This is a genomic window from Nocardioides mesophilus, assembly GCF_014395785.1.
In the GTDB taxonomy this organism is placed as follows: Bacteria; Actinomycetota; Actinomycetes; order Propionibacteriales; family Nocardioidaceae; genus Nocardioides_B; species Nocardioides_B mesophilus.
In genome coordinates, this window is record NZ_CP060713.1 from 3967656 (window position 1) to 3993609 (window position 25954).

20 protein-coding genes and 1 pseudogene are annotated in these 25954 nt (G+C 70.6%); 19 read left to right on the top strand and 2 right to left on the bottom strand.

Features of this window, described 5'->3' with window-relative positions:
• Positions 1 to 69 precede the first annotated feature (69 nt).
• Genes yajC through H9L09_RS18955 form a run of 5 tightly spaced genes read left to right on the top strand, consistent with a single transcriptional unit; the run spans position 70 to position 6405 of the window.
• A complete protein-coding gene (gene yajC, locus H9L09_RS18935) occupies positions 70 to 372 on the top strand; it encodes a preprotein translocase subunit YajC (RefSeq protein WP_187578357.1) in 303 nt (100 codons plus the stop codon).
• A gap of 43 nt (positions 373 to 415) precedes the next feature.
• On the top strand, positions 416 to 2197 hold the full coding sequence (gene secD, locus H9L09_RS18940) for a protein translocase subunit SecD (RefSeq protein WP_187578358.1): 1782 nt from the start codon (positions 416 to 418) through the stop codon (positions 2195 to 2197).
• Positions 2197 to 3453, top strand: a complete 1257-nt coding sequence (secF, locus tag H9L09_RS18945; protein ID WP_187578359.1) for a protein translocase subunit SecF — start codon at positions 2197 to 2199, stop codon at positions 3451 to 3453. Before secD ends, secF begins: the two co-directional genes overlap by 1 nt.
• Complete coding sequence (locus H9L09_RS18950; RefSeq protein WP_187578360.1) at positions 3450 to 3995, top strand: adenine phosphoribosyltransferase; 546 nt, start codon at positions 3450 to 3452, stop codon at positions 3993 to 3995. The genes secF and H9L09_RS18950 overlap by 4 nt, the downstream gene beginning before the upstream one ends.
• Positions 3996 to 4047: 52 nt before the next feature.
• The gene (locus tag H9L09_RS18955; protein ID WP_425491698.1) at positions 4048 to 6405 is read left to right on the top strand and encodes a RelA/SpoT family protein; all 2358 of its coding nucleotides are present in this window, start codon (positions 4048 to 4050) and stop codon (positions 6403 to 6405) included.
• Between the two features lie 24 nt (positions 6406 to 6429).
• Here the strand turns inward: H9L09_RS18955 and H9L09_RS18960 are convergent, their stop codons facing one another.
• Positions 6430 to 7848, bottom strand: a complete 1419-nt coding sequence (locus tag H9L09_RS18960; RefSeq protein ID WP_246456111.1) for a DUF349 domain-containing protein — start codon at positions 7846 to 7848, stop codon at positions 6430 to 6432.
• Positions 7849 to 7852: 4 nt separating this feature from the next.
• Positions 7853 to 8104: a hypothetical protein gene (locus H9L09_RS18965; protein WP_187578361.1), complete on the bottom strand. Its 252-nt coding sequence runs from the start codon at positions 8102 to 8104 to the stop codon at positions 7853 to 7855.
• 134 nt (positions 8105 to 8238) lie between these two features.
• Here H9L09_RS18965 and hisS point away from each other — a divergent pair, with 134 nt between their 5' ends.
• The 14 genes and pseudogenes from hisS to H9L09_RS19035 all read left to right on the top strand — a co-directional run bounded on the left by hisS (position 8239) and on the right by H9L09_RS19035 (position 25918).
• On the top strand, positions 8239 to 10227 hold the full coding sequence (hisS, locus tag H9L09_RS22705) for a histidine--tRNA ligase (protein ID WP_187578362.1): 1989 nt from the start codon (positions 8239 to 8241) through the stop codon (positions 10225 to 10227).
• Positions 10224 to 12002 (top strand): aspartate--tRNA ligase, encoded by a 1779-nt coding sequence (gene aspS, locus H9L09_RS18975; RefSeq protein WP_187578363.1) that lies wholly within the window; start codon positions 10224 to 10226, stop codon positions 12000 to 12002. Before hisS ends, aspS begins: the two co-directional genes overlap by 4 nt.
• A gap of 173 nt (positions 12003 to 12175) precedes the next feature.
• Entirely contained in the window at positions 12176 to 13177 is a 1002-nt protein-coding gene (locus H9L09_RS18980; protein ID WP_187578364.1) for an ABC transporter permease, read from the top strand.
• A 58-nt stretch (positions 13178 to 13235) separates the two neighbouring features.
• Positions 13236 to 14993, top strand: a complete 1758-nt coding sequence (locus H9L09_RS18985) for an ABC transporter substrate-binding protein (protein WP_187578365.1) — start codon at positions 13236 to 13238, stop codon at positions 14991 to 14993.
• Positions 14994 to 15101: 108 nt separating this feature from the next.
• Positions 15102 to 16097 (top strand): ABC transporter permease, encoded by a 996-nt coding sequence (locus tag H9L09_RS18990; protein ID WP_187578366.1) that lies wholly within the window; start codon positions 15102 to 15104, stop codon positions 16095 to 16097.
• Positions 16094 to 17239 (top strand): ABC transporter ATP-binding protein, encoded by a 1146-nt coding sequence (locus H9L09_RS18995; RefSeq protein ID WP_187578367.1) that lies wholly within the window; start codon positions 16094 to 16096, stop codon positions 17237 to 17239. The genes H9L09_RS18990 and H9L09_RS18995 overlap by 4 nt, the downstream gene beginning before the upstream one ends.
• Positions 17240 to 17256: 17 nt before the next feature.
• Entirely contained in the window at positions 17257 to 18522 is a 1266-nt protein-coding gene (locus H9L09_RS19000; protein WP_187578368.1) for an ABC transporter ATP-binding protein, read from the top strand.
• Between the two features lie 22 nt (positions 18523 to 18544).
• Positions 18545 to 19954 (top strand): replication-associated recombination protein A, encoded by a 1410-nt coding sequence (locus H9L09_RS19005; protein WP_246456112.1) that lies wholly within the window; start codon positions 18545 to 18547, stop codon positions 19952 to 19954.
• Between the two features lie 11 nt (positions 19955 to 19965).
• Complete coding sequence (locus H9L09_RS19010) at positions 19966 to 20454, top strand: hypothetical protein (RefSeq protein WP_187578369.1); 489 nt, start codon at positions 19966 to 19968, stop codon at positions 20452 to 20454.
• Positions 20455 to 20467: 13 nt separating this feature from the next.
• On the top strand, positions 20468 to 20728 hold the full coding sequence (locus H9L09_RS19015; protein ID WP_187578370.1) for a DUF6167 family protein: 261 nt from the start codon (positions 20468 to 20470) through the stop codon (positions 20726 to 20728).
• Positions 20728 to 23402 (top strand): annotated as a pseudogene (gene alaS / locus H9L09_RS19020) (alanine--tRNA ligase). Before H9L09_RS19015 ends, alaS begins: the two are co-directional and overlap by 1 nt.
• Before the next feature lie 8 nt (positions 23403 to 23410).
• Entirely contained in the window at positions 23411 to 23929 is a 519-nt protein-coding gene (gene ruvX / locus H9L09_RS19025; RefSeq protein WP_343065145.1) for a Holliday junction resolvase RuvX, read from the top strand.
• A complete protein-coding gene (mltG, locus tag H9L09_RS19030) occupies positions 23926 to 25050 on the top strand; it encodes an endolytic transglycosylase MltG (RefSeq protein WP_187578372.1) in 1125 nt (374 codons plus the stop codon). The genes ruvX and mltG overlap by 4 nt, the downstream gene beginning before the upstream one ends.
• A gap of 25 nt (positions 25051 to 25075) precedes the next feature.
• Positions 25076 to 25918, top strand: a complete 843-nt coding sequence (locus H9L09_RS19035; protein ID WP_187578373.1) for a shikimate dehydrogenase — start codon at positions 25076 to 25078, stop codon at positions 25916 to 25918.
• Positions 25919 to 25954: the final 36 nt, after the last annotated feature.

A 25954-nucleotide genomic window follows, 5' to 3' on the forward strand; every position in this document is an offset into this window, starting at 1 on the left:
TTACACTCGACCGTCGGCCACCCTCGGGTGTCGTGCCATGCCCGCAATACCCCTAGCTAGGAGTCGCTCGTGTCTGGTTGGGAGTCCCTTCTCCCGTTCGTCCTGATCGTGGTGGTCTTCTGGTTCCTGGTGGCTCGCCCCGCGCGCCGTCAGCAGCAGAAGCTCGCGGCGACGCAGGCGGGCATCGCCATCGGCTCGGAGGTCATGCTCGGCTCGGGGATCTATGGACGCGTTGCCTCGTTGGACGAGGAGACCCTGCAGCTGGAGATAGCCCCGGGCACGCAGGTGAAGGTGGCCCGACAGGCCGTCGTACGCGTGCTCGAGCCGGCACCGCCGGAGTACCCGACCAGTCCCGAGCAGCAGGACCAGTAAACGTGTCCGGGCCGACGGTCCGGACCTGGAGGAGCGAGTAGCAGTGGCGAAAAAAGCGTCCCGTCCCGGGCGCAGGCTCATCGTCTTCGCGTTGCTGATCGCAGCGCTGTACGGCGGCGTGGCGATCGGTGGCGTGTGGAAGCCGAAGCTCGGCCTGGACCTGCAAGGCGGCACCCGGATCACGCTCGAGGCGAGCACCGCGACCGGTGACGCGATCACCCCGGAGAAGCTCGCCGAGGCCCGCGACATCATCGACCAGCGCGTCAACGGCCAAGGCGTCGCCGAGGCCGAGGTCGCCGTGCAGGGCAGCCGCAACATCGTCGTCGAGATCCCGGGCAAGACCCGCAAGGACCTCGTGGACTCGGTGAAGCAGACCGCGCAGCTGCGCTTCCGCCTGGTCGCCGCGATGGCGCCGGGCCGGCCGAGCCAGCAGCCCTCGGCGTCGCCGAGCCCGTCGGCCTCGGGGGCCTCCGGCTCGCCGTCCGCCAAGGCCAGCGGCACCGGTGAGAAGGCGACCGCTCCCTCCACCGCCCCCTCCGCCTCCCCCAAGGGTCGCGCCATCTCCGGTGGCCTGCTCGCCGCGGACCAGAAGAAGAAGAACAAGGGCGCTACGGCCACCCCGGCGCCGAGCGCGGCGCCCAGCGCGCTGCCCAGTGCCGCCCCCAGCGCGAACGCGCCCAGCCAGAAGGGCGCCCCGGTCGACCAGCCGCTGCAGTGGATGGACAACCCGGGGGAGGAGTGGCTGAAGAAGTTCGCGGCGTTCACGTGCCCCGAGCCGGGCAAGCCGGTGCCGCCGGTCGTCGACCGCAAGGACCAGCCGCTCGTCACCTGTGACTCCGCCGGGATGAAGTACCTCCTCTCGGCGTCGGTGATCGAGGGCACCCAGCTGACCCGCGCCGAGGCCGGCATCCCCCAGAACGAGTTCACCTGGGTGGTCGACCTCAGCTTCAACAGCGAGGGCCGCACCACCTTCGCGGACGTGACGCGTCAGATCGCCAACGCGACCAGCCCGCTGACCGGGCAGCAGAAGCAGTTCGCGATCGTCCTCGACGGCACGGTCATCAGCGCCCCCGTCGTGGACCAGCCGATCCCCAACGGGCAGGCGGTCATCCGCGGCGACTTCTCCCAGACCGAGGCGCAGACCCTCGCGAACAGCCTCAAGTACGGCGCGCTGCCGCTGACCTTCACCGTCCCCGTGGTCAGCGAGGAGGGGCCGACGCTCGCCGCCGACCAGCTCAGCGCCGGCCTCTGGGCGGGTGCGATCGGGCTGCTGCTCGTGATCATCTACTGCCTGTTCTACTACCGCGGACTCGGCCTGGTGGTCGTCGCCTCGCTGGCGGTCGCCGGCGTCATCACCTACGGCGTGGTGCTGGCGATGAGCCAGGCGGTCAACTTCACCCTGACGCTGCCGGGCATCGCCGGACTGATCGTCGGTGTCGGCATCACCGCGGACTCGTTCATCGTCTACTTCGAGCGGATCCGCGACGAGATGCGGGACGGCAAGTCGATGCGGGTGGCGGTGGAGTCCGGCTGGGTCCGGGCCCGGAACACCTGCCTGGCCGCCGACACGGTCTCGCTGCTGGCAGCGGTGGTGCTCTACATCTTCGCCATCGGCGTGGTGAAGGGCTTCGCATTCGCGCTGGGCATCAGCACGGTCATCGACCTCGCGGTGTTCTTCATGTTCACCAAGCCGATGGTCACCTGGCTGGCCCGGTTCCCGTTCTTCAACACCGGCCACAAGATGTCCGGGCTCTCCCCGGAGGCGATCGGCATCGACCGCATCTCCGGCGGTCGCCGCCCGTCCGTCGCAGGGGGTAAAGCCTGATGAGCAAGATGTCACGCCTGGGTCAGCAGCTGTACGACGGCAGCGTCTCGATCGACTTCGTCGGCCGTCGCGTGCTGTGGTACTCCATCTCCGCCGTGATCATCGCGATCGCGCTGGCCGGGCTGCTCTTCAAGGGGCTCAACCTCGGCATCGAGTTCGAGGGCGGCACGGAGTACCGCGTGTCGATGCCCTCGGGCCAGGCGAACCAGCAGAACGTCGAGAAGATCCGCGACGCGGTGGCGAGCTCCGGCATCGACGCCGCCTCCTCGCCGGTGGTGAACACCTCCGGCGACACGAACATCCGGGTGCAGACCGAGCCGCTGACCAACGACCAGGCGGCCCAGCTCGAGCAGGTCATCCGGGAGACCGCCGGGGTGAAGGCGGACGACCTCAGCGAGCAGGCGATCGGTGCCACCTGGGGTCAACAGGTGGCCGACCGGGCGCTGCTGGGGCTGGGAGTGTTCCTCGTCCTGGTGGTCCTGTTCATCTGGGCCTACTTCCGCGAGTGGAAGATGTCGGTGGGTGGCCTGGTCGCGCTCTTCCACGACGTGATCATCACCGTCGGCGTCTACGCGCTGTCCGGGTTCGAGGTCACGCCGGCCACGGTCACCGGTGTGCTGACGATCCTTGGCTTCTCGCTCTACGACACCGTCGTGGTGTTCGACAAGGTGCGCGAGAACACCCACAACCTGGCGCGGACCCGGAAGACCTACCGCGAGGCGGCCAACCTGGCCATCAACCAGACCCTGGTCCGGTCGATCAACACCTCGATCGTGGCGCTGCTGCCGGTCGGAGCGCTGCTCTACGTCGGCGTCTTCACGCTCGGCTCCGGCGCCCTGAAGGACCTGGCGCTCGCCCTGTTCGTCGGGATGGCGGCCGGTCTGTACTCGTCGATCTTCATCGCCACGCCGCTGGTCGTGCAGCTCAAGGAGCGCGAGCCCGGGGTCAGGGCCGGCGACGCCCGGGCGATCCGGCACCACAACGCCAAGCAGGCCGACCGCTTCGCGGACGTGCCGGCGTTCACCGAGGACATGCCGGTCTACGACGAGCCGGGCTCGGGGGCCCGCACCGCGGCCCCCCGCGGCGGCGTCGAGCCGCAGGTCGACGACGCCGAGCCGGCGCCGCCGGCCCGTCCGGTCCGGGCCCCGCGGTCCACCGCCGGTGAGCGGCCCGCCTCGCGCGCGGTGAGCCCGTCGGCGTCGGCCAAGCGGGCCCAGCCGCAGCGCAAGCCGCGTTCCCAACGAGGCAAGCGATGAAGGTCCGCGGGCTCGACGAGCTGCTCGCCACGCTGATCCGCGACGTCCCCGACTTCCCGCAGCCGGGTGTCGTCTTCAAGGACATCACCCCGCTGCTGGCCGACCACGAAGGCTTCTCGGCCGTCATCGAGGCGCTCGCGGCGCCCGGGCGCGACGCCAGCGGCGCGGCCGCGGTCGACAAGGTGGTCGGCATGGAGGCGCGCGGGTTCATCCTCGCCGCACCGGTCGCGCTGGCGCTCGGCGCCGGCTTCGTCCCGGTGCGCAAGTCCGGCAAGCTGCCCGGTCCGACCCACGCGGTCTCCTACGCCCTGGAGTACGGCGAGGCCACCCTCGAGGTGCACCAGGACGCCTTCGAGGAGGGCGACCGGGTGCTCCTGGTGGACGACGTGCTCGCCACCGGCGGCACGGCGCAGGCCACCCAGAAGGTCGTGGAGGCCTGTGGGGCCGAGGTCATCGGCCTCTCGGTCCTGATGGAGCTCGGCTTCCTCAACGGCCGTGACGTGCTGACCGGGCTGCCGTTGCATGCACTGACCACGCTCTGATTGCGGGGGCCGTCTAGACTTACCCTTTGGGATCTCGAGGACGGGAGTAGTCATGGCCGACGAGCGTGTGGCTGACCTCCCCGAGGTGCTGCCCCCGCACACCGAGGCCGTCGCGCCGAGCCCGGCGTCGGCCCCGGAGACCGCCCCCGCGGGGCGGCGGATGCGTGCCCGGCTGGCGCGGATGGCCACCAAGACCCAGGCCGGCAACCCGGTGCTCGAGCCGCTCTTCCGGGCGGTCCGTGCGAACCACCCGAAGGCCGACCTGGCCCTGCTCGAGCGTGCCTACCTGGTCGCCGAGCGGATGCATGCGCCGCAGACCCGCAAGAGCGGTGATCCCTACATCACCCATCCGCTGGCCGTCGCGACGATCCTGGCCGACATCGGCATGACCGAGCCGACGCTCGTGGCAGCCCTGCTGCACGACACCGTCGAGGACACGCCGTACACCCTGGACCAGCTGCGCGCGGACTTCGGCGACGAGGTGGCGGTGCTCGTCGACGGCGTCACCAAGCTCGACAAGGTGAAGTACGGCGACTCGGCGCAGGCCGAGACGATCCGCAAGATGATCGTCGCGATGAGCCGGGACATCCGGGTGCTGGTCATCAAGCTCGCCGACCGGCTGCACAACATGCGCACGCTGCGCTACCTCAAGCAGGAGACCCAGGAGCGCAAGGCCCGCGAGACGCTGGACATCTTCGCGCCGCTGGCCCACCGGCTGGGCATGAACACCCTCAAGTGGGAGCTCGAGGACCTCGCGTTCGCCACGCTGCACCCGAAGATGTACGACGAGATCGTCCGGCTGGTGGCGGACCGGGCCCCCTCCCGCGACCAGTTCCTCGCGCAGGTGATCGCGCAGGTCGAGCACGACCTCCGTGACGCGAAGATCAAGGCCACCGTGACCGGCCGGCCCAAGCACTACTACTCGATCTACCAGAAGATGATCGTCCGGGGCCGGGAGTTCTCCGACATCTACGACCTCGTCGGCATCCGGATCCTCGTGGAGAGCGACCGGGACTGCTACGCCGTCCTCGGCGTGCTGCACAACCGGTGGAACCCGGTGCCGGGCCGGTTCAAGGACTTCGTGGCGATGCCGAAGTTCAACATGTACCAGTCGCTGCACACGACGGTGATCGGTCTGCAGGGCAAGCCGGTGGAGCTCCAGATCCGGACCTACAGCATGCACCGCCGCGCCGAGTACGGCGTCGCCGCGCACTGGAAGTACAAGGAGAACATGGGCGCCACCGCCGGCGCCGGCGCGGCCACCGACCGCTCGCTCGCCGAGTCCGGGAACGCCGACATGGCCTGGGTCCGCCAGCTGCTCGACTGGCAGCAGGAGACCGAGGATCCGGGGGAGTTCCTGGAGTCGCTCCGCTTCGAGATCAACTCCGCCGAGGTCTATGTCTTCACGCCGCGCGGCGACGTCATCGCGCTGCCCACCGGCTCGACCTCCGTGGACTTCGCCTACGCCATCCACACCGAGGTCGGCCACCGCACCATCGGCGCGCGGGTCAACGGGCGGCTGGTGCCGCTGGAGTCGACGCTGGAGAACGGCGACGTCGTCGAGGTGTTCACCTCCAAGGCCCCGAACGCCGGCCCGAGCCGCGACTGGCTGGGCTTCGTCAAGTCGCCGCGTGCCCGCAACAAGATCCGGCAGTGGTTCACCAAGGAGCGCCGCGAGGAGGCCATCGAGCACGGCAAGGACCAGATCGCCCGCCTGATGCGCAAGGAGGGGCAGCCGCTCAAGCGGCTCCTGACCCACGAGACGCTCTCCACGGTCGCGACCGAGCTACGGCTCCCGGACGTGTCGTCGCTCTACGCCGCGGTCGGCGAGGGCAACCTCGGCGCCCAGACGGTGGTCCGGCGCGTCATCGACCTCTTCGGCGGCGAGGAGGGCGCGTCGGAGGATCTCGCCGAGGGCGTCACGATCACCGCACGGCGGGGCCGGTCGCAGGCGGCCGGCGGCGACGCCGGGGTCATCGTCAAGGGCATCTCCGACGTCTGGGTCAAGCTCGCCAAGTGCTGCACGCCCGTCCCCGGGGACGCGATCCTGGGGTTCGTGACCCGCGGCGCCGGGGTCTCGGTGCACCGGGCCGACTGCACCAACGCCAAGAGCCTGACCTCGCAGCCGGAGCGGCTCGTCGAGGTGGACTGGGCGCCGACGGCGCAGTCGATGTTCCTGGTGAACATCCAGGTCGAGGCCCTCGACCGGGCCCGCCTGCTCTCGGACATCACCAAGGTGCTCTCCGACGTTCACGTGAACATCCTGGCGGCGTCCTTGGCCACGACGCGTGACCGCGTCGCCAAGAGCCGCTTCACCTTCGAGATGGCCGACCCCAAGCACCTCGGCCACGTGCTCAAGGCGGTCCGTTCCGTCGACGGCGTCTTCGACGCCTACCGGGTCACCCAGTGACCGGCTGACCGACGAGCGGACCTCTCAGGAGAAGTCGTCGAGTGCGCGCTGCGCCTCCGTCAGCCACGACCGCCGGGCCTCCAGCGCGCTCGCGTGCTCGGCCTCCTTGGCGCTGTTGCCTGCGGCGGCCGCCTTCTCGCGCTTGGTCTCCAGGTCGGCGATCGAGGCCTCGAGCTGGGCGACGGTGTCGGCCGCACGGGCGCGGGCCTCCGGGTTGGAGCGGCGCCACTGGTCGTCCTCGACGCCGCGGATCGCCTGCTCGACGGTCCGCATCCGGCCCTCGAGCTCCTTGATCCGGTCGCGGGGGACCTTGCCCGCGGCGTCCCAGCGGTCGGCGAGGTCCCGGAACGCCTCCTTGGCGGCTCGCAGGTCCGTCACCGGCAGGAGCTTCTCCGCCTCGGCCAGGATCTCCTCCTTGGCCGCAGCGTTGGCCGCGAACTCGCGGTCGAGCTCGGTGTTGGCGGCGTCGCGTGCCCCGAAGAAGGCGTCCTGCGCAGCACGGAAGCGTCTCCACAGCTGCTCGTCGAGCGCCCGCGGTGCCGGACCGGCCGCCTTCCACTGCCGCATCAGGTCGCGGTACCGGCCCGCGGTCGGACCCCACTCGGTGGAGTCGGCCAGCTTCTCGGCCTCGACGACCAGCTGCTCCTTGACGCTGCGGGCGCTGTCGCGCTTCTCGTTGAGCTCCCCGAAGTGGGACTTCCGCCGACGGGTGTACGTCGTCCGGGCGGTCGAGAAGCGTCGCCACAGCGCGTCGTCGACGGCCTTGTCGAGCCGCGGCAGGGCCTTCCACTCCTCGAGCAGGTCGCGGAGCCGGTTGGCGCCGTTGCGCCAGTCCTCGCTCTCGGCGAGCTTCTCGGCCTCCCCGGCGATCCGCTCCTTCTCGCCGCGGGCGCGCTCGAGCTTCTTGGCGCGCTCGGCCTTCTTCTTCTCCCGCTGCCGGGTGATCGTCACCGACAGCTGGTCCAGCCGGGCCTCCAGTCCGGCGAGGTCACCGACCGCCTGGGCGTCCTGCAGGGTGCCGTGCACCTTCTTGACCGAGGCGGCGGCCTCGTCGGGCGCGAGCGCCCCTGCGCGCACGCGCTTCTCGAGCAGGTCCACCTCGAAGGCGAGGTCGTCGTAGCGCTTGGTGAAGAACGCCAGGGCCTCCTCGGCGGTGGCGTCCGGCATCTGCCCGACCGACCGCTCGCCGTCGGCGGTGCGTACGTAGACGGTGCCGTCCTCTGCCACGCGCCCCCACACCTCGCCGGTCTCGCCGGTCTCGCCGGGCTCGTCTGCCTCGGGTGCGGCGACGACCGCGGGCGACGCCGCGGCAGCCATCGCGCCCGGCCGGGGGGTCGGCACGGGTGTCGGGCCGGGCACGGGTGGCACGGGCGGCACGGGCGGCGTGGGCGCGGGTGCGGCCTCCGCCTCGGCTGCGGTCTGGTCGGACTCGGGGGTGCTCACCGTGCTACCTCGATCGGGTCGTGGACGAGTTGGCAGGACCGGCATCGTAGTCCGGGGACGCCGCGGCGGCTCCGGTGCCGTTCCCGTCGTGGAGCGCGATCCACAGGACCAGCGCTGTCAGGGCCGCGACCACGGCGACGGCGGCGAGCAGCGTGCGTGTCCTGCGCCGCCGTGCTTCCCGGGCGGCGAGCCGCTCGGACCTGCGACGGGCGCTCTCACGTGCGAGCTGGCTCCGCCGCTTCCTCTTCGTGGCCACGCAGGGAGTCTAAGGTGCACGACCCTCCGGGTCACGGATACCGCCCCGGGGGCATGACACGACCCGGTAACGCCCGTCGGTAGGCTGCGTCGGTCCGCTGTCCGACTGCCTGACCTTCCAGGAGCGCTGATCCCGTGCTGATCGCTGGCTTCCCCGCCGGCCCGTGGGGCACGAACTGCTACGTCGTCTCGACGGGACCGGGCGCCGAGTGCGTCGTCGTGGACCCGGGGAAGGACGCCGCCTCCGGAGTCGCCGACGTCGTGCGCGAGCATCACCTCAAGCCGGTGGCGGTCCTGGTCACGCACGGTCACGTCGACCACATGTGGTGCGTGGCCCCGGTGGCCGGCAGCTACGACGCGACCGCCTGGATCCACCCCGCGGACCGGCACCTGCTCACCGACCCGATGGCCGGCCTGTCGCCGGAGTCGGCCGGGATGCTGCTCGGCGGCAGCTACGAGATCGCCGAGCCGGACGAGGTGGCGGAGCTGGCCGACCGGCAGTCCCTGGAGCTGGCGGGCCTCGAGCTCGTCGTCGACCACACGCCCGGTCACACCCCCGGCTCGGTGACCTTCCGGACGCCGTACGGTGAGCAAGGGGTCTCGGAGGTGATGTTCAGCGGAGACCTGCTGTTCGCCGGCTCGATCGGCCGCACCGACCTGCCCGGCGGTGACCACGCCACGATGCTGCGCAGCCTGCGCGAGCGGGTGCTGCCGCTGCGCGACGACGTGGTGGTGCTGCCCGGTCACGGCGAGCAGACCAGCATCGGCCGCGAGCGCGCCACCAACCCTTACCTCCTGGAGCTGGACACCGGCGGCGACGCCGACGGAGCCCCGGTTCCACCCCCGACGAGGGCTGTGAGCATGAACGACAAGATCGTCGCCCCGAAGGGCGTCCCCGAGTACCTCCCGCCGGACTCCGCGGCCTTCCTCGCCGTGCGGGACGCGCTGACCGCTCCCGCGGTGCACGCCGGCTACGGCTACGTCGAGCTGCCGGTCTTCGAGGAGACCAGCCTCTTCGTCCGCGGGGTGGGGGAGTCCACCGACGTGGTCAGCAAGGAGATGTACACCTTCACCGACCGTGGCAACCGTTCGCTGACCCTGCGGCCCGAGGGCACCGCCGGCGTGATGCGCTCGGTGATCGAGCACGGCCTCGACCACGGCCAGCTGCCCGTGAAGCTGTGGTACGCCGGGCCGTTCTTCCGCGCCGAACGACCCCAGCACGGTCGCTACCGCCAGCTGCAGCAGGTCGGTGTGGAGGCCATCGGCAGCGACGACCCCGCGCTGGACGCCGAGGTGATCGCGATCGCCGACGATGGCTTCCGGGCGCTGGGCCTGACCGGCTACCGCCTCGAGCTGACCTCGCTGGGCTGCGCCGCGTGCCGGCCCGGCTACCGCGAGCTGCTGGTCGACTTCCTGTCCGGGCTCGACCTCGACGAGGCGACCCGCGAGCGGGCCAGGATCAACCCGCTCCGCGTGCTCGACGACAAGCGTCCCGAGGTGCGGGCGCTGACCGCCGGGGCCCCGCTGATGCTGGACCACCTCTGCGACGAGTGCGCGGCGCACTTCACCGCGGTCCGCGAGCTGCTCGACGCGCTCGAGGTCGGCTACGTGGTCAACGGCCGGATGGTGCGCGGCCTCGACTACTACACGCGCACCACCTTCGAGTTCGTCCACGACGGGCTCGGGTCCCAGTCGGGGATCGGCGGCGGCGGTCGCTACGACGGGCTGATGGCCGAGCTCGGCGGCCAGGAGCTGTCGGGCATCGGCTTCGGGCTCGGCGTCGACCGCACCTATCTCGCCTGCCAGGTCGAGGGTCTGACGGTCGCGGACCCGGCACGGGTCGACGTGTACGTCGTACCGCTCGGCGACCGGGCCCGGCACCGGGCCGCCCTGATCGCCGCCGCGCTGCGACGCTCCGGCGTCCGCGTCGACATGGCCTTCGGTGGCCGCGGCCTCAAGGGTGCGATGAAGGGCGCCGACCGCTCCGGCGCCCGGCTGACCGTCGTCCTCGGCGACCGAGATATCGAGGCCGGAGAGGCCCAGGTCAAGACCATGTCCACCGGCGAGCAGATCGCCGTCCCGCTCGATCGTCTCGAGCACACCCTCAAGGAGCAGCTCTCGTGATCCGCACCCATGACGCAGGCAGCCTGCGCGCCGAGCACGTCGGACAGACCGTCACCCTCGCCGGCTGGGTCGCCCGCCGGCGCGACCACGGCGGCGTCGCCTTCATCGACCTGCGTGAGGCCTCGGGCGTCGTCCAGGTCGTCATCCGTGACGAGGAGGTCGCCCACCACCTGCGTGCGGAGTACTGCCTCAAGGTCACCGGCGAGGTCTCGGCGCGGCCGGAGGGCAACCAGAACCCGAACCTGCCGACCGGCGAAGTGGAGGTGATCGCGACCGACGTCGAGGTGCTGAGCGCGAGCGCCCCGCTGCCGTTCCCGATCGACGAGCACGTCGAGGTGGGGGAGGAGGTCCGGCTGGCGCACCGCTACCTCGACCTGCGCCGGTCCGGCCCGGCCGCGGCCATCCGGCTGCGCTCGGAGGTCAACCGGGCCGCCCGCGAGGTGCTGGCCGGCGAGGGGTTCGTGGAGGTCGAGACGCCCACCCTGACCCGCAGCACCCCCGAGGGGGCCCGCGACTTCCTGGTGCCGGCCCGCCTGCAGCCCGGCAGCTGGTACGCCCTTCCGCAGAGCCCGCAGCTGTTCAAGCAGCTGCTGATGGTCGGCGGCCTCGAGCGCTACTACCAGATCGCCCGCTGCTACCGCGACGAGGACTTCCGGGCCGACCGGCAGCCGGAGTTCACCCAGCTCGACGTCGAGATGAGCTTCGTCGACCAGGACGACGTCATCGCGGTCGGCGAGCGGGTCCTGGCCGCGCTGTGGCGGCTCGTCGGCTACGACGTCCCCACGCCGCTTCCCCGGATGACCTACGCCGAGGCGATGGCGCGCTACGGCAGTGACAAGCCCGACCTGCGGATGGGCCAGGAGCTGGTCGAGTGCACCGACTTCTTCTCCGAGACCACGTTCCGCGTCTTCCAGGCGCCGTACGTCGGTGCCGTCGTCATGCCGGGTGGAGCGTCCCAGCCGCGCAAGCAGCTCGACGCCTGGCAGGACTTCGCCAAGCAGCGCGGGCACAAGGGTCTCGCCTACGTCCTGGTGGGCGAGGACGGCGAGCTCGGCGGGCCGGTCGCGAAGAACCTCACCGACAAGGAGCGCGAGGGCATCGCGGACCACGTCGGGGCGAAGCCGGGGGACTGCATCTTCTTCGCCGCCGGCCCCGCGAAGTCGGCGCGGGCCCTGCTCGGTGCCGCGCGTCTCGAGATCGGTCGCCGCACCGGGCTGCTCGACGAGTCGGCCTGGAGCTTCCTGTGGGTGGTCGACGCGCCGCTGTTCGAGCCTGCCGGCGACGCCACCGCGGCCGGTGACGTCGCGGTGGGCAGCGGTGCCTGGACCGCGGTCCACCACGCGTTCACCTCGCCGAAGCCCGAGTCGATGGACACCTTCGACACCGACCCCGGCTCGGCGCTGGCCTATGCCTACGACATCGTCTGCAACGGCAACGAGATCGGTGGCGGGTCCATCCGTATCCACCGCGAGGACATCCAGAAGCGGGTCTTCGCGGTCATGGGTCTCGGCGAGGCCGAGGCGCAGGAGAAGTTCGGCTTCCTCCTCGACGCCTTCAAGTTCGGCGCGCCGCCGCACGGCGGCATCGCGTTCGGGTGGGACCGGATCTGCGCGCTGCTGAGCGGCACGGACTCGATCCGCGACGTCATCGCCTTCCCGAAGACCGGCGGCGGCTACGACCCGCTCACCGCGGCGCCTGCGCCGATCACCCCTGCGCAGCGCAAGGAGGCAGGCGTGGACGCCGTCCCGGAGAAGCCCCAGAAGTCCCAGCCCTGAGGGTTTGCGGACCGCCCGGGAACAGCCGGTACCAATTCGTTACCGACTGTGACCCAAACTGACGCCAACCGTCGTTTACAGTCACATCGGCTCGGACGGTCCGAAACTGTGACGTGCCTTACCAGGCACCACGCAGCGACCGTTTGCAGCCAGCCTCGACCAGAAAGGTGAGCATGGGGATTCAGCCCACGGAGATGCCCGAGTCGGACATCACCGAGCAGGAGCCGACCCTCGTCCGTCAGGAGATCGCCGGCCGGTCCCCGATCCAGATCGCGGTCGCGCGGCTCAAGCAGGACAAGATCGCCATGATCTGCCTGGCCGTCGTGATCCTGTTCGCCCTGATCGCCATCTTCGCGCCGCTGCTCACCAAGATGTTCGGTGTCGAGGTGGACGCCGGTTCGCCCTCCAAGGACCTGGACCAGTTCAACTTCCCGCTCATCGGCCCGCCGGACCACGGCTTCACGTGGGAGGCCCCGTTGGGCCTGGCGCCGAACAGCGGCGACGACAACCTGGCGGAGTGGTTCTACGGGGCGCGGACCTCGCTGATCGTCGCGACGGTCTCCACCCTGGCGGCCACGTTCATCGGCGTGGCGATCGGCCTCGTCGCCGGCTTCAGCCGGGGCTGGGTCGACAAGGTGGTCAACTTCCTCATCGACGTCTTCTTGTCGTTGCCCTTCCTCATCGTCGCCCTGGCGATCTCCCCGATCATCGTGACCCGCTTCGGCAACAAGCCGCAGCAGCTCGAGAACTGGCAGTTCGTCTCCCTCCTGCTGGTGCTGTCCCTCTTCGGGTGGATGCTGCTGGCCCGGCTGGTGCGCGGTGAGGTGCTCTCGCTGCGTGAGCGTGAGTTCATCCAGGCCGCCCGTGTGATCGGCGTGCCGACCCGGCGCATCCTCTTCAAGGAGCTGCTGCCGAACCTGATCGCGCCGATCATCGTGTCGATCTCGCTGGGGCTGCCGGCGTTCGTGACCGCTGAGGCCGGGCTGGCGTTCCTGGGCATCGGAGCGGTCGGCAAGCCGTCCTGGGGCCAGACGATCGACAAGGCCGTCCCCTTCTTCAACACCTATCCGCTTTACCTGTACGCGCCCGTCCTGGGGGTCTTCCTCCTCGTGGTCGCGCTCAACCTCCTAGGCGACGCCGTGCGCGACGCCTTCGACCCCAAGACTCGCCGGTGAAATCCACACCGGTGGGATGCATCGACCAGCCAAGAGAGGTGGGTACACCTAGATGCGCATGAAGAAACCAGCCGTCGCTCTCGCGACTGCTGCACTGATGACGCTCGCTGCCTGTGGTGGTGGCAGCAGCAGCACCGACAGCAAGAACGCCACGGACGACCCGACGTTCAAGGAGGGCGGCAACGCCGGCTCCTTCAAGAACCCCGACGCGGAGGCCCCGGTCGCCGTGCCGGACGACGCCTCCGAGGGTGGCCGGCTGACCGTGCTGACCTCGGTCGCGCCGAGCACCCTGGACCCGACGCAGGCCTACTACACGGACTCGACCGCGATCCTGTCCGACCTGGTCACCCGCTCGCTGACGCAGTACGCGTACAACGAGGACACCCAGGACATGCAGCTGATCCCGGACATGGCCACCGACCTCGGCCGTCCCAACGAGGACAACACCGAGTGGACCTTCACGCTGCGTGACGGCCTGAAGTACGAGGACGGCACCGACGTCAAGGCAGAGGACGTCGCGTACGCGATCAAGCGGTCCTTCGCGATCGCCGAGCTGCCGGACGGCCCGACGTACCAGACCACCTTCTTCCTCGACGGTGACAAGTACAAGGGTCCGTTCTCCGACAAGGGCGACTACGCCGGCGTCTCGGTCAGCGGCAACGACATCACCATCAAGATGCGTCGTCCGTTCTCCGACATGGACTACTACGCCTCGTTCCCCGCGTTCACCGCGATCCCCGAGGCGAAGGACAACCCGCAGACCTACGGCCAGCACCCGCTGGCGACCGGTCCGTACAAGTTCTCCGACTACAAGGCGGGCTCGAGCCTGACCCTGGAGAAGAACGACCAGTGGGACCCCAACACCGACGCCGGCCGGATCCAGGCCGTCGACGGGTGGGACTTCAAGTTCGCCCAGGACACCGCCAAGCTCGAGAACGTGATCATCAACGACACGGGCTCGGCGCAGACCACGCTCACCTACGACAACGTGACCGCGGCGTCCTACCGGCAGATCTCGCAGGAGAAGGACCGTCTCGTGACCGGCACGCAGCCGTGCACGTTCATGTGGTTCATCGACATGACGAAGATCAAGGACCTCAAGGTCCGTCAGGCGCTGGGCTGGGCCTACCCCTACCAGAACGCGTGGAAGGCCGCCGGTGAGCTCGTCGGCATCACGCGCGTCCCGGGCACCGCGATCCTGCCGCCCGGCACCGCCGGTCGCAAGGACTACCAGGCCCTCGACGGCCAGGACGGTCAGACGACCGACCCGGAGAAGTCGAAGGCCCTGCTGAAGGAGGCCGGCGCCGAGGGCTTCGAGATCAAGTTCCTCTACGCCACCGACGACGACCAGTCGATCGCCGCGAAGGACGCCATCGTCAAGGGTCTCGAGGAGGGTGGCTTCAAGGCCACCCCGATCGCCTCGAGCACCGAGACGATCCGCACCGACCGGACCGACTACAACAGCCCGATCAACGTCCGCTCCAGCGGCTGGTGCTCGGACTGGCCGTCGGGCGGCTCCTGGTTCCCGGCCCAGTGGTCCGGCGACCTGGTCGGCCTCGAGGGCATGCCGAACCCGGCCAACTTCAAGGTGGCCAAGTTCGACAAGCTCCAGAACCACATCCTGGACGACCTCTCCCCTGAGGAGGCCACCAAGGCCTGGGGCGACTTCGACCAGATGATGGAGACCGAGCAGTACCCCGCGGTCGTCACCGGTTACGGCGGCGTCGCGATGATCCACGGCTCGAAGGTCGGCGGCATGGCGAACGACAACGTTCGCGGAATGCCCACCCTGGCCCGCATGTACATCACCAAGTGACGTACGTCTCGAGAGCACCGCTCAGGATCATCTGAGTCACCCCGATGGGGGCGGGTTCACCACCCGCCCCCATCGGGCCGCCCGTCTGATGCGAGGGAGACCCGCGACATGTTCGGCTACATCATCCGACGACTCATCTCCGGAGTGCTCGTGCTCCTGGTGGTCTCGGTATCCGTCTTCGCCCTGTTCTTCTACGGGCCCTCCGACCCCGCGCTGGCCTACTGCCCGGAGACCCGGTGCACGCCGCAGCGGCTCGAGGCGGTGCGGACCTCCCTCGGCCTCGACGAGCCTGTCGTCCAGCAGTACACCGACTACATGGCCGGGATCTTCACCGGCAACGACTTCCAGCTCGGCTCGATCGCGATCGAGTGCCCGGCCCCGTGCCTGGGCGTCTCCTTCAAGCTGCGGCTCCCGGTCACCGAGTACCTCATCAGCCGCTTCCCCGCCACGTTGTCCCTGGCCCTGGGCGGTGCCGTCATCTTCCTCACCACCGGCGTCGGCATGGGCATCATGGCCGCGCGAAAACGCGGCACCGGCACCGACAAGGGGATCGTGGGGGTGAGCCTGTTCATCAACGCGATCCCGTACTACCTGCTCGCCCTGCTCGCCTACCTCTTCCTGATCAGCCAGTGGGCGATCTTCCCCGAGAGCGGCTACTACGGGCCGTTCACCGAGGGTCCACTCGCCTGGGTGAAGGGCATGCTGCTGGCCTGGCTGGTGATCGGGCTCTCCTACTCCACCCAGTACGCCCGGTTCAGCCGCGGCTCCATGATCGAGTCCCTCAACGAGGACTACGTGCGCACGGCCCGGGCGAAGGGCCTCTCCGAGCGGCAGGTCACGCTCAAGCACGGGCTGCGCGCTGCGATCGTCCCGGTGGTCACGATCTTCGGCCTGGACTTTGCCTACCTGCTCACCGGCACGATCTTCACGGAGCGTATCTTCGGCATCCAGGGGATCGGCGTCACGGCGCTGGACGCGATCGGCAACAAGGACCTGCCGGTCATCTCCGCCACGGTCCTCATCGCCGCTGCCTTCATCGTGGTGGCCAACATCATTGTGGACATCATCTACAGCGTGATCGACCCGAGGGTGCGCCTGACATGACCGAGACCTACCTCAACGAGCAGCCGCAGGGCTCGACCGCGACCAAGGGTGAGGAACCCTTCCTCGTGGTGGAGAACCTGACGGTCAAGTTCCCCACGGCCGACGGGGTCGTGCACGCGGTCACCGACATGAGCTACACCCTCGAGCAGGGCTCGACCCTCGGCATCGTCGGCGAGTCCGGCTCCGGCAAGAGCGTCTCCTCGATGGCGATCATGGGTCTGCACGACTACAAGCGCACGCAGATGTCCGGCTCGATCCGGGTCGGCGGCCGCGAGATCATCGGGCTGACCAACAACCAGATGCGCTCGGTGCGCGGTGCCGACGTCGCGATGATCTTCCAGGACCCGCTGTCGGCGCTGCACCCCTTCTACTCGATCGGTGCGCAGATCGCCGAGGCGTACCGCGCGCACAACGACGTCTCCAAGTCGCAGGCCCGGACCAAGGCGATCGAGATGCTCGACCGCGTCGGCATCCCCCAGGCGCGCAGCCGGGTCGACGACTTCCCGCACCAGTTCTCCGGCGGCATGCGTCAGCGGGCCATGATCGCGATGGCGCTGTCGAACGACCCGAAGCTGCTGATCGCCGACGAGCCGACGACCGCTCTCGACGTGACCGTCCAGGCGCAGATCCTCGACCTGCTCCAAGAGCTCCAGCACGACTTCAACTCGGCCATCATCATCATCACCCACGACCTGGGCGTGGTGGCGGAGATGGCTGACGACGTCCTGGTGATGTACGGCGGCCGGGCGGTGGAGCACGGCTCCACCAAGGAGATCCTCACCCACCCCGAGATGCCCTACACCTGGGGCCTGCTCTCCAGCATCCCCGACGTGGCCGGCGACACCGACGGTCGGCTGATCCCGATCCCGGGCAACCCGCCGAGCCTGCTCTCGCCGCCCAGCGGGTGTCCGTTCCACCCCCGCTGCCCGCACCGTGACAAGGTGCCCGGCGACCTGTGCCGCACCGAGCTGCCGCCCCTCGAGGTCGGCGCCCGGCCGCCGCACCTGAAGCGCTGCCACCTGCCCGACCCCGACGCGGTCTACGAGGCCGAGGTGCTGCCGGTGATGGCGCCGGACCTCGCCGCCGCGATCCAGCAGCAGGACGGGCCCGCCGACGAGGCATTTGCCCGAGACGACAGGTGACGAGGACAATGACTGCTATGACCAACCCTGTCGTCACGCCTGCCGGCACCGAGCAGAGCGGCGCAGACACCCCCATCCTCGAGGTCACCAACCTCCGCAAGTACTTCCCGGTGCGCTCCTCCGGTCTGGTCCGGCGCACCATCGGCCAGGTGCAGGCCGTGGACGGCGTCAGTTTCCAGGTCCGCCGCGGCAGCGCGCTCGGTCTGGTGGGGGAGTCCGGTTGCGGCAAGTCGACCACCGGTCGGCTGATCACCCGGCTCTACGACCCGACCTCGGGGTCGATGAAGTTCGACGGCCGCGAGATCGGCAACCTGTCGAACAAGCAGATGCTGCCGTTGCGCAGCGAGATCCAGATGATCTTCCAGGACCCGTACAGCTCGCTGAACCCGCGCCACACCGTCGGCACGATCGTCGGCACGCCGCTGCGGGTGCACAAGATGGTCCCGGAGAAGAAGGTGCTCGCGCGCGTCCAGGAGCTGCTCGAGGTCGTCGGGCTGAACCCGGAGCACTACAACCGCTACCCCAACGAGTTCTCCGGCGGTCAGCGCCAGCGCATCGGCATCGCGCGGGCGCTCGCGCTGCAGCCGAAGCTGCTCGTGGCCGACGAGCCCGTCTCCGCGCTGGACGTCTCGATCCAGGCCCAGGTGGTGAACCTTCTGCAGGACGTGCAGAAGGAGTTCCAGATCGCGTTCCTCTTCATCGCGCACGACCTCGCGATCGTCCGGCACTTCTGCCCCGAGATCGCGGTGATGTACCTCGGCAAGATCGTCGAGATCGCGGACCGGGACACGCTCTACAACCGGCCCCACCACCCCTACACCCAGGCGCTGCTCTCCGCGGCGCCGGACGTGAAGCAGGCCGCGATCGGTGGCCGTCGCGAGCGGATCCGGCTCGAGGGCGACGTGCCGAGCCCGATCAACCCGCCGTCCGGGTGCCGGTTCCGCACCCGCTGCTGGCGAGCGGAGGAGATCTGCGCGCGCCAGGAGCCGCCGCTGCTGCAGATCGGGCGCACCCACAAGGTCGCCTGCCACTTCGCCGGCGAGCTCGGCCAGGAGTCGTCCACGCCGATCACGCTGAGCGCGCTCGGCGTGGACCGCGAGGGCACGCCCGTGGCCGGCGCCACCCCGAGCACCGAGGACCTCGACAAGGCCGGCTTCTCCGACTCGTGGACCGACCTCACCACGCACGCGGTCGCGTCCGACGAGATCAACCGTGAGCACCCGGCCGAGGACACCGGGAGCACCGGGGCCACCAGCACCAGCGTCACGGACCAGCCGTCCTGACCGTGCTGCGGGCGCGCTGAGCGTGGACGGGCTCTTCGACATCGGGTCCTCGGACGCGGGCCCGGCCGGCTCGGGTCCCTCGGGCGGCTCGCTCGCGGGGAACACGCACTCCTCCGCGCCGCTGGCCGTCCGGATGCGGCCGCGCACGCTCGGTGAGCTGGTGGGCCAGGCGCACTTGCTGGCCCCCGGCGCCCCGCTGCGGCGACTGGTCGAGGGAGACCAGCCGATGTCGCTGCTGCTGTGGGGCCCGCCCGGCACCGGGAAGACCACCATCGCCTCGATCGTCTCCCAGCAGACCAACCGGCGCTTCGTCGAGGTGTCGGCGGTCGCTGCGGGGATCAAGGAGGTGCGCGCCGCCATCGACGGCGCGCGCACGGTCCTCACCAAGGGCGGCCCGGAGACGGTGCTCTTCGTCGACGAGGTGCACCGGTTCACCAAGGCCCAGCAGGACGCGTTGCTGCCCGGGGTCGAGAACCGTTGGGTCACGCTGGTCGCGGCGACCACGGAGAACCCGTTCTTCTCGGTGATCTCGCCGCTGCTCTCCCGGTCCCTGCTGCTCACGCTGGAGCCGCTGACCGACGACGACATCCGCGACGTCATCGCCTCCGCGCTGGTCGACGAGCGGGGTCTGGCCGGCGAGGTGACCCTCGAGGAAGACGCGCGCGACCACCTGGTCCGGCTCGCCGGGGGAGACGCGCGCCGTGCGCTGACCTACCTGGAGGCGGCGGCCGGCGCGGCCACCACGCAGGGTCAGCCGTCGGTCGACCTGACCACGGCCGAGACCGCGGTCGACCGGGCCGCGGTGCGCTACGACCGCCAGGGGGACCAGCACTACGACGTGATCAGCGCGTTCATCAAGTCGGTGCGCGGCTCGGACGCGGACGCAGCCCTGCACTACCTGGCCCGGATGATGGAGGCGGGCGAGGACCCGCGGTTCATCGCCCGGCGGCTGGTGATCCTGGCCAGCGAGGACATCGGCCTGGCGGACCCGACGGCGATGACCACCGCGGTCGCGGCCGCACAGGCGGTCCAGCTGATCGGGATGCCGGAAGCCCGGCTGAACCTCGCGCAGGCGACGATCGCGCTCGCCCTGGCCCCGAAGTCGAACGCCGTGATCACCGCGATCGACGCGGCCGCCGCGGACGTCCGGTCGGGCAAGATCGGCCCGGTCCCGCCGCACCTGCGCGACGCCCACTACGGCGGGTCGAAGAAGCTCGGTCACGGCAAGGGCTACCGCTACGCCCACGACGAGCCCTACGGCATCGCCGAGCAGCAGTACGCCCCCGACGTCGTGGCCGACGCCACCTACTACCGGCCGACCTCCCTCGGCGCCGAGGCCGGCCTCAAGGAGCGCTGGCAGCGGGTCCGGGCGCTGATCCGCGGTCACGGGGGGCCGGAGGGCACGAAGGGACGCAACCGGTCGGCACGGTAAGGTCCCGTCCTATGGGTCCGGGCCTCGTCGTCGTGCTCGCGGCGCTCTGCGTCGTGCTGCTCGTGCTGCTCGCCGCCGTACTCCTGACCGGCGCGCGTCGCAGCCGCGAGGTCGCCGACCTGCACCGTCGGCTGGACGCGCTGCACCAGGAGCTGGAGCACCGTCCGGCCCCCCGTGCGGAGCCGGACGAGGTCGAGTACGTCATCACCAGTGCCGGCCCAGCGGGCCCACCCGGTCCCGACGCGCAGGTCCCGGGCCAGGAGGTCGAGGCCCTCGACGGACGTCAGTTCGTGAGCACCGCGGTGGCGGAGTCGCTGGTCCGGGTGGTCTCCCTCGGGTACGGCGTCCGCCGGGCGCTCTCGGCCGAGAACCGCAACCGGATCGGCTTCGAGATGAGGCGCGAGACCCGGCGGGCCCGCAAGGAGCGCAAGCGCGAGCTGCGGCTGCTGCGGCGCACCCTGCGCGCGCCGCGATCGGTCCCGGACCAGGACGCCGCATGAACGGTGGTCGCACATGAGCCGCGCGCTGTGGTTCGTCGCCGGAGCCGGAGCGGGCGTCTACGCGATGGCGAAGGCACGCCGGGTCGCCGAGGCGCTGACCCCGGACGGGCTCTCCGACCGGCTCTCCGGGCTCGCCGTCGGCATGCACCTGTTCGGCGAAGAGGTGCGGGCCGGGATGGCGGAGAAGGAAACAGAGTTGCGCGACCGGCTCGGCCCGGCGCTCCATGGACACCCCCCGCAACACCCGGAACTGACGAGGAAGGCCAACGACTGATGGATACCGCGGAGATCCGCCGCCGGTTCATCGCCCACTTCGAGGAGCGCGGGCACCAGGTGGTGCCGTCTTCCTCGTTGCTCCTCGACGACCCGAACCTGCTGTTCGTGAACGCGGGCATGGTGCCGTTCAAGCCGTACTTCCTCGGCCAGGAGACGCCGCCGTACAGCCGCGCGGTCAGCGTGCAGAAGTGCGTGCGCACCCTCGACATCGAAGAGGTCGGCAGGACCACCCGGCACGGCACGTTCTTCCAGATGAACGGCAACTTCTCCTTCGGCGACTACTTCAAGGAAGGCGCGATCGAGCTGGCCTGGGAGCTGGTCACCAAGCCCCAGGCCGAGGGTGGCTACGGGCTGCCGGAGAGCCAGCTCTACGCCAGCGTCTACCAGGACGACGACGAGGCGATCGCGCTCTGGAAGCGGGTCGCCGGGCTGCCCGACGACCGGATCGTCCGGCTGGGCAAGAAGGACAACTACTGGAACATGGGCGTGCCCGGTCCCGGTGGACCGTGCAGCGAGATCCTCATCGACCGGGGCCCCGAGTTCGGTGCGGACCGGGACTGGGAGGCGGGCGACCGCTACCTGGAGTTCTGGAACCTGGTGTTCATGCAGGAGGAGCTCAGCGCGGTCCGCAGCAAGGAGGACTTCGACGTCGCCGGGCCGCTGCCGAACCGCAACATCGACACCGGCATGGGCCTGGAGCGGGTGGCCTACCTGCTCCAGGGCAAGAGCAACATGTACGAGATCGACGAGATCTTCCCGGTGATCGAGAAGGCCTCGGAGCTGTCCGGGCGCCGGTACGGCGTCGACCACGAGGACGACGTCCGCTTCCGGGTGGTGGCCGACCACGTGCGCAGCGGGATGATGCTGATCGCCGACGGCGTGACGCCCGGCAACGAGGCGCGCGGCTACGTGCTGCGCCGGCTGCTGCGCCGCGCGGTCCGCTCGATGCGGCTGCTCGGCGTCGAGGAGCGCACGCTGCCGGAGCTGCTGCCGGTCAGCAAGGAGCGGATGGAGCGCTCCTACCCCGAGCTCGAGCGCGACTGGGAGCGGATCAGCACCATCGCCTACGCCGAGGAGGACGCCTTCCGGCAGACGCTGCGCACCGGTACGACGATCTTCGACCTCGCCGCGCAGGACGCCCGGGCGACGGGGCAGAAGCAGCTGTCGGGCTCTCAGGCGTTCGCGCTGCACGACACCTACGGCTTCCCGATCGACCTGACCCTGGAGATGGCCTCGGAGCAGGGCCTCGAGGTGGACCAGGAGGGCTTCCGTCGCCTGATGGGCGAGCAGCGGGAGCGGGCGAAGGCCGACGCGAAGGCCAAGAAGGGCCAGCACGCGGGGCCGACTTCTACCGCGAGATCGCCGACAAGCTCGGCCGGGCGGTCGAGTTCACCGGCTACAGCGAGGTGCTCTCCGAGGGCAGGGTCGGCGGCATCGTCGGCCCGGCCGGCCCGGTGGCCGCGGCACGGGAGGGCGACGAGGTGGAGCTGGTGCTCGACCGCACGCCGTTCTACGCCGAGGGCGGAGGTCAGCTCGCCGACCAGGGGCTGATCGAGCTCGGCAACGGCGCCACGGTGCAGGTGCTCGACGTGCAGTCGCCGATCACCGGCCTGGTCGTCCACAAGGCGCGGGTGCTCTCCGGAGAGGTGATGGTCGGCGACCATGCCCAGGCGATGGTGGACGTGGAGCGACGGCGCTCGATCAGCCGCGCGCACACCGCGACCCACATGGTGCACAAGGCGTTCCGCGAGGCGCTCGGGGAGACCGCGACCCAGGCGGGCTCCGAGAACGCCCCGGGCCGGTTCCGGTTCGACTTCTCGGCCACCGGCGCGGTGCCCGCGTCGGCGATGGCCGACGTGGAGGCGCGGGTCAACGACCTGGTGATGGCCGACCTCGGCGTGCACGCGGAGCTGATGACCCAGGAGGAGGCGGTCCGCTCCGGCGCGATGGCGCTGTTCGGCGAGAAGTACGGCAACGAGGTGCGGGTCATCTCGGTCGGCGACTGGGCCCGCGAGCTGTGCGGCGGCACGCACGCCGGCCGTTCCGGCCAGCTCGGTGTCGTCAAGCTGCTCGGGGAGTCGTCGATCGGCTCGGGCGTACGACGGGTGGAGGCGCTCGTGGGGGCCGACGCCTACCAGTTCCTGGCCCGCGAGCACGTGCTGGTCGCGCAGCTCAGCGAGGCGCTGAAGGCACGCCCCGAGGAGCTGCCCGAGCGGGTCCACGACCTCGTCGAGCGGCTGCGGACCGCGGAGAAGGAGATCGAGCGGGTCCGGATGTCGCAGCTGCTGGCTGCGGCCGGCGAGCTCGCCGCCGGCGCCCGGGAGGTCTACGGGGTCGGCTTCGTCGGGCACCGGGTCGACGGCGCCGGGGCCGGCGACGTCCGCAAGCTCGCCCTCGACATCCGCGGCCGGATGCCGGTCGGGCGGCCCGGAGTGGTCGCGGTGATCGGCTCGACCAACGGCAAGCCCGCGGTCGTGGTGACCGTCAACGACGAGGCGCGTGCCTGGGGGATCTCCGCGAACGCGCTGGTGAAGACTGCGGCGACGGCGCTCGGCGGCAGCGGCGGCGGCAAGGACGACGTGGCGCAGGGCGGCGGGGCCGACGTGACCCACGTCGACCAGGCGCTGCGCGAGGTCGAGCACGAGGTCGGCCGGGTGGCCACCACCCGATGAGACCGGGGGTGCGGCTCGGCGTCGACGTCGGTGACGTCCGGATCGGCGTGGCGCGCTCGGACCCGTCGGGCCTGATCGCCACGCCGGTCGAGACGGTGCGTCGCGGAGCGGGCGACCTGGCCCGGCTGCGCGCCATCGCCGAGGAGGAGGGCGCCGTCGAGGTGGTCGTCGGGCTGCCCCGCAGCCTGTCCGGGCGCGAGGGACCGGCCGCCGAGAAGGTGCGCGTGTTCGCCGGCCAGGTGGCCACCGCGCTGGCGCCGGTGCCGGTGCGCCTGTGCGACGAGCGGCTCACGACGGTCACCGCGGAGAACGTCCTGCGCGAACGGGGCAAGAAAGGACAGAAGCGACGCGCCGTGGTCGATCAGGCCGCGGCGGTCGTCATCTTGCAGAATGCACTGGAGACGGAACGGAGCAGCGGCAGGGTGCCCGGCGAGATCGTCGCCGATCCCTCCGCTGCCCCCACCGACCAGAGCGACCAGACCGACCGCACGGGGCCGAGCACGGATGGGTGTGAGACGAACCGGTGAGCGACCTCGGACTCGAGCTCGAGCAAAGCAGTTCCCGCAAGCCGCGCTCCCGACGCGGCCTGGGCTGCCTGGCGGTGCTGATCGCGCTCGCGGTGCTGGTCGGCGGAGGGTATGCAGTGGCCACCGCGAGCATGAGCGCGCTCCGGGGTGTGTTCGCCCCGCCCGCGGACTACGACGGCCCGGGCCACGGCAAGGTCCTGTTCGAGGTGGAGCAGGGGGACACCGCCTCGGAGATCGGCCGGGGGCTGGTGGAGAAGGACGTCGTGAAGAGCGTCGGCGCGTTCGTGGCGGCCGCCCAGGACGAGCCGCGGTCGATGCAGATCCAGCCCGGCTTCTACCAGCTGAAGAAGCAGGTGCCGGCCGTGGACGCGCTCGGTGTGCTGATCGACCCCGAGAACATGGTGCAGACCTCGGTGACCGTCCCCGAGGGGTTGCGCGTCGAGCAGGTCGTGAAGCTGCTCGCCAAGAAGACCGACTACTCCGTCAAGCAGTTCCAGGCTGCGCTGGCCAAGCCCGGCCGGCTGGGCCTGCCCGACTACGCGAAGGGCAACCCCGAGGGCTACCTCTTCCCGGCGACCTACTCCTTCGGTCCGGACGAGACCCCGATGACCATGCTGCAGGCGATGGTCGCGCGGTGGCGCCAGGCAGCGGACGAGGCCGACCTCGAGGCGGCTGCGCAGCAGCTGGGCTATACGCCCGCCGAGCTGATGACGGTCGCCAGCCTGGTCGAGTCGGAGGCCAACCGCGACGTCGACCGGGGCAAGGTCGCCCGGGTGATCTACAACCGCCTGGAGTCCGACGTCACCAACGGACTGCTGCAGATCGACGCCACGGTGAACTACGCCCTCGGCCGTGATCTGGGGCTCGGGCTCACCGAGGAGGACCTGCGGGTCGACTCGCCGTACAACACCCGCCGGTACCCAGGGCTGCCGCCGGGCCCGATCGAGTCGCCGGGCGACAAGGCGATCGCGGCGGCCGCCCACCCGACCCCCGGCCCGTGGGTCTACTACGTGACGGTCAACCTGGAGACCGGCGAGACCAAGTTCGCGAAGGACTACGACCAGTTCCTGAAGTACCGCAAGCAGCTGCAGGCGTGGTGCGACACCTCCGACCGTTGCTGAGCCGCGGCTGCCCGGGGACCGGGTCGTGACCACGCACTGCGCGGTGCTCGGCAGCCCGATCGCGCACTCGCTGTCCCCGGTGCTGCACCGGGCCGCCTACGCCGAGCTCGGCCTGGACTGGGAGTACGACGCCTGCGAGGTGCGCGAGGCCGACCTGCCGGGGTTCCTGGACGGGCTGGACAGCAGCTGGCGGGGGCTGTCGCTGACGATGCCGCTGAAGCGGGCGGTGGTGCCGCTGCTGGACGAGCTGAGCGCCCGGGCCGGGCAGGCCGGCGCCGCGAACACCGTCGTGCTGCGGGGTGGCCGCCGGGTCGGCCACAACACGGACGTTCCCGGGGTGGCCGCTGCGTTGCGGGAGCGGTACGACGGGCCGCTGCGCAGCGCCGTCGTGCTGGGTGGCGGAGCGACCGCGGCCTCGGTCCTGCTGGCGCTCGGCGACCTGGGCTGCCCGCGGGCCGACCTGGTGGTCCGCGACCCGGGCCGGGCGGGCGAGACGCTGGCCGCGGTGGCGCGGCACCCGACGCCTCCGCGGGTTGAGGTCCGCACCTTCGCGGAGCTGGCGGCCGCACCGACCGCCATGTCCGACCTGTTCGACGAGGTCGACCTGGTGGCCTCGACGGTGCCGGTGACCGCCCAGACGCCGACCGTGCTGGCCGCCTGCGCGGCTGCGACGGTGGTCTTCGAGGTGCTCTACGACCCGTGGCCGACGCCGTTGGCGCTCGCAGCCCGGGAGCGGGACCAAATGCTCGTCGGCGGCCTCGACCTGCTCGTGCACCAGGCGGTGCTGCAGGTGCAGCTGATGACCGGCAGTCTGCCGTCGCTGGACGTGCTGCGCGCGGCGGGGGAGCGCGCCCTGCTCGACCGCTGAGCGACCGCTGACCGGCCGGTCGGCAGGGTCCGCCGG

Bases quoted from the DNA above. Each gene is read 5' to 3' on its own strand.
- secF (WP_187578359.1), top strand. From the start codon at position 2,197: ATGAGCAAGATGTCACGCCTGGGTCAGCAGCTGTACGACGGCAGCGTC.
- H9L09_RS18950 (WP_187578360.1), top strand. From the start codon at position 3,450: ATGAAGGTCCGCGGGCTCGACGAGCTGCTCGCCACGCTGATCCGCGAC.
- H9L09_RS18955 (WP_425491698.1), top strand. From the start codon at position 4,048: ATGGCCGACGAGCGTGTGGCTGACCTCCCCGAGGTGCTGCCCCCGCAC.
- H9L09_RS18980 (WP_187578364.1), top strand. From the start codon at position 12,176: ATGGGGATTCAGCCCACGGAGATGCCCGAGTCGGACATCACCGAGCAG.
- H9L09_RS18985 (WP_187578365.1), top strand. From the start codon at position 13,236: ATGAAGAAACCAGCCGTCGCTCTCGCGACTGCTGCACTGATGACGCTC.
- H9L09_RS18990 (WP_187578366.1), top strand. From the start codon at position 15,102: ATGTTCGGCTACATCATCCGACGACTCATCTCCGGAGTGCTCGTGCTC.
- H9L09_RS18995 (WP_187578367.1), top strand. From the start codon at position 16,094: ATGACCGAGACCTACCTCAACGAGCAGCCGCAGGGCTCGACCGCGACC.
- H9L09_RS19000 (WP_187578368.1), top strand. From the start codon at position 17,257: ATGACCAACCCTGTCGTCACGCCTGCCGGCACCGAGCAGAGCGGCGCA.
- H9L09_RS19010 (WP_187578369.1), top strand. From the start codon at position 19,966: ATGGGTCCGGGCCTCGTCGTCGTGCTCGCGGCGCTCTGCGTCGTGCTG.
- H9L09_RS19015 (WP_187578370.1), top strand. From the start codon at position 20,468: ATGAGCCGCGCGCTGTGGTTCGTCGCCGGAGCCGGAGCGGGCGTCTAC.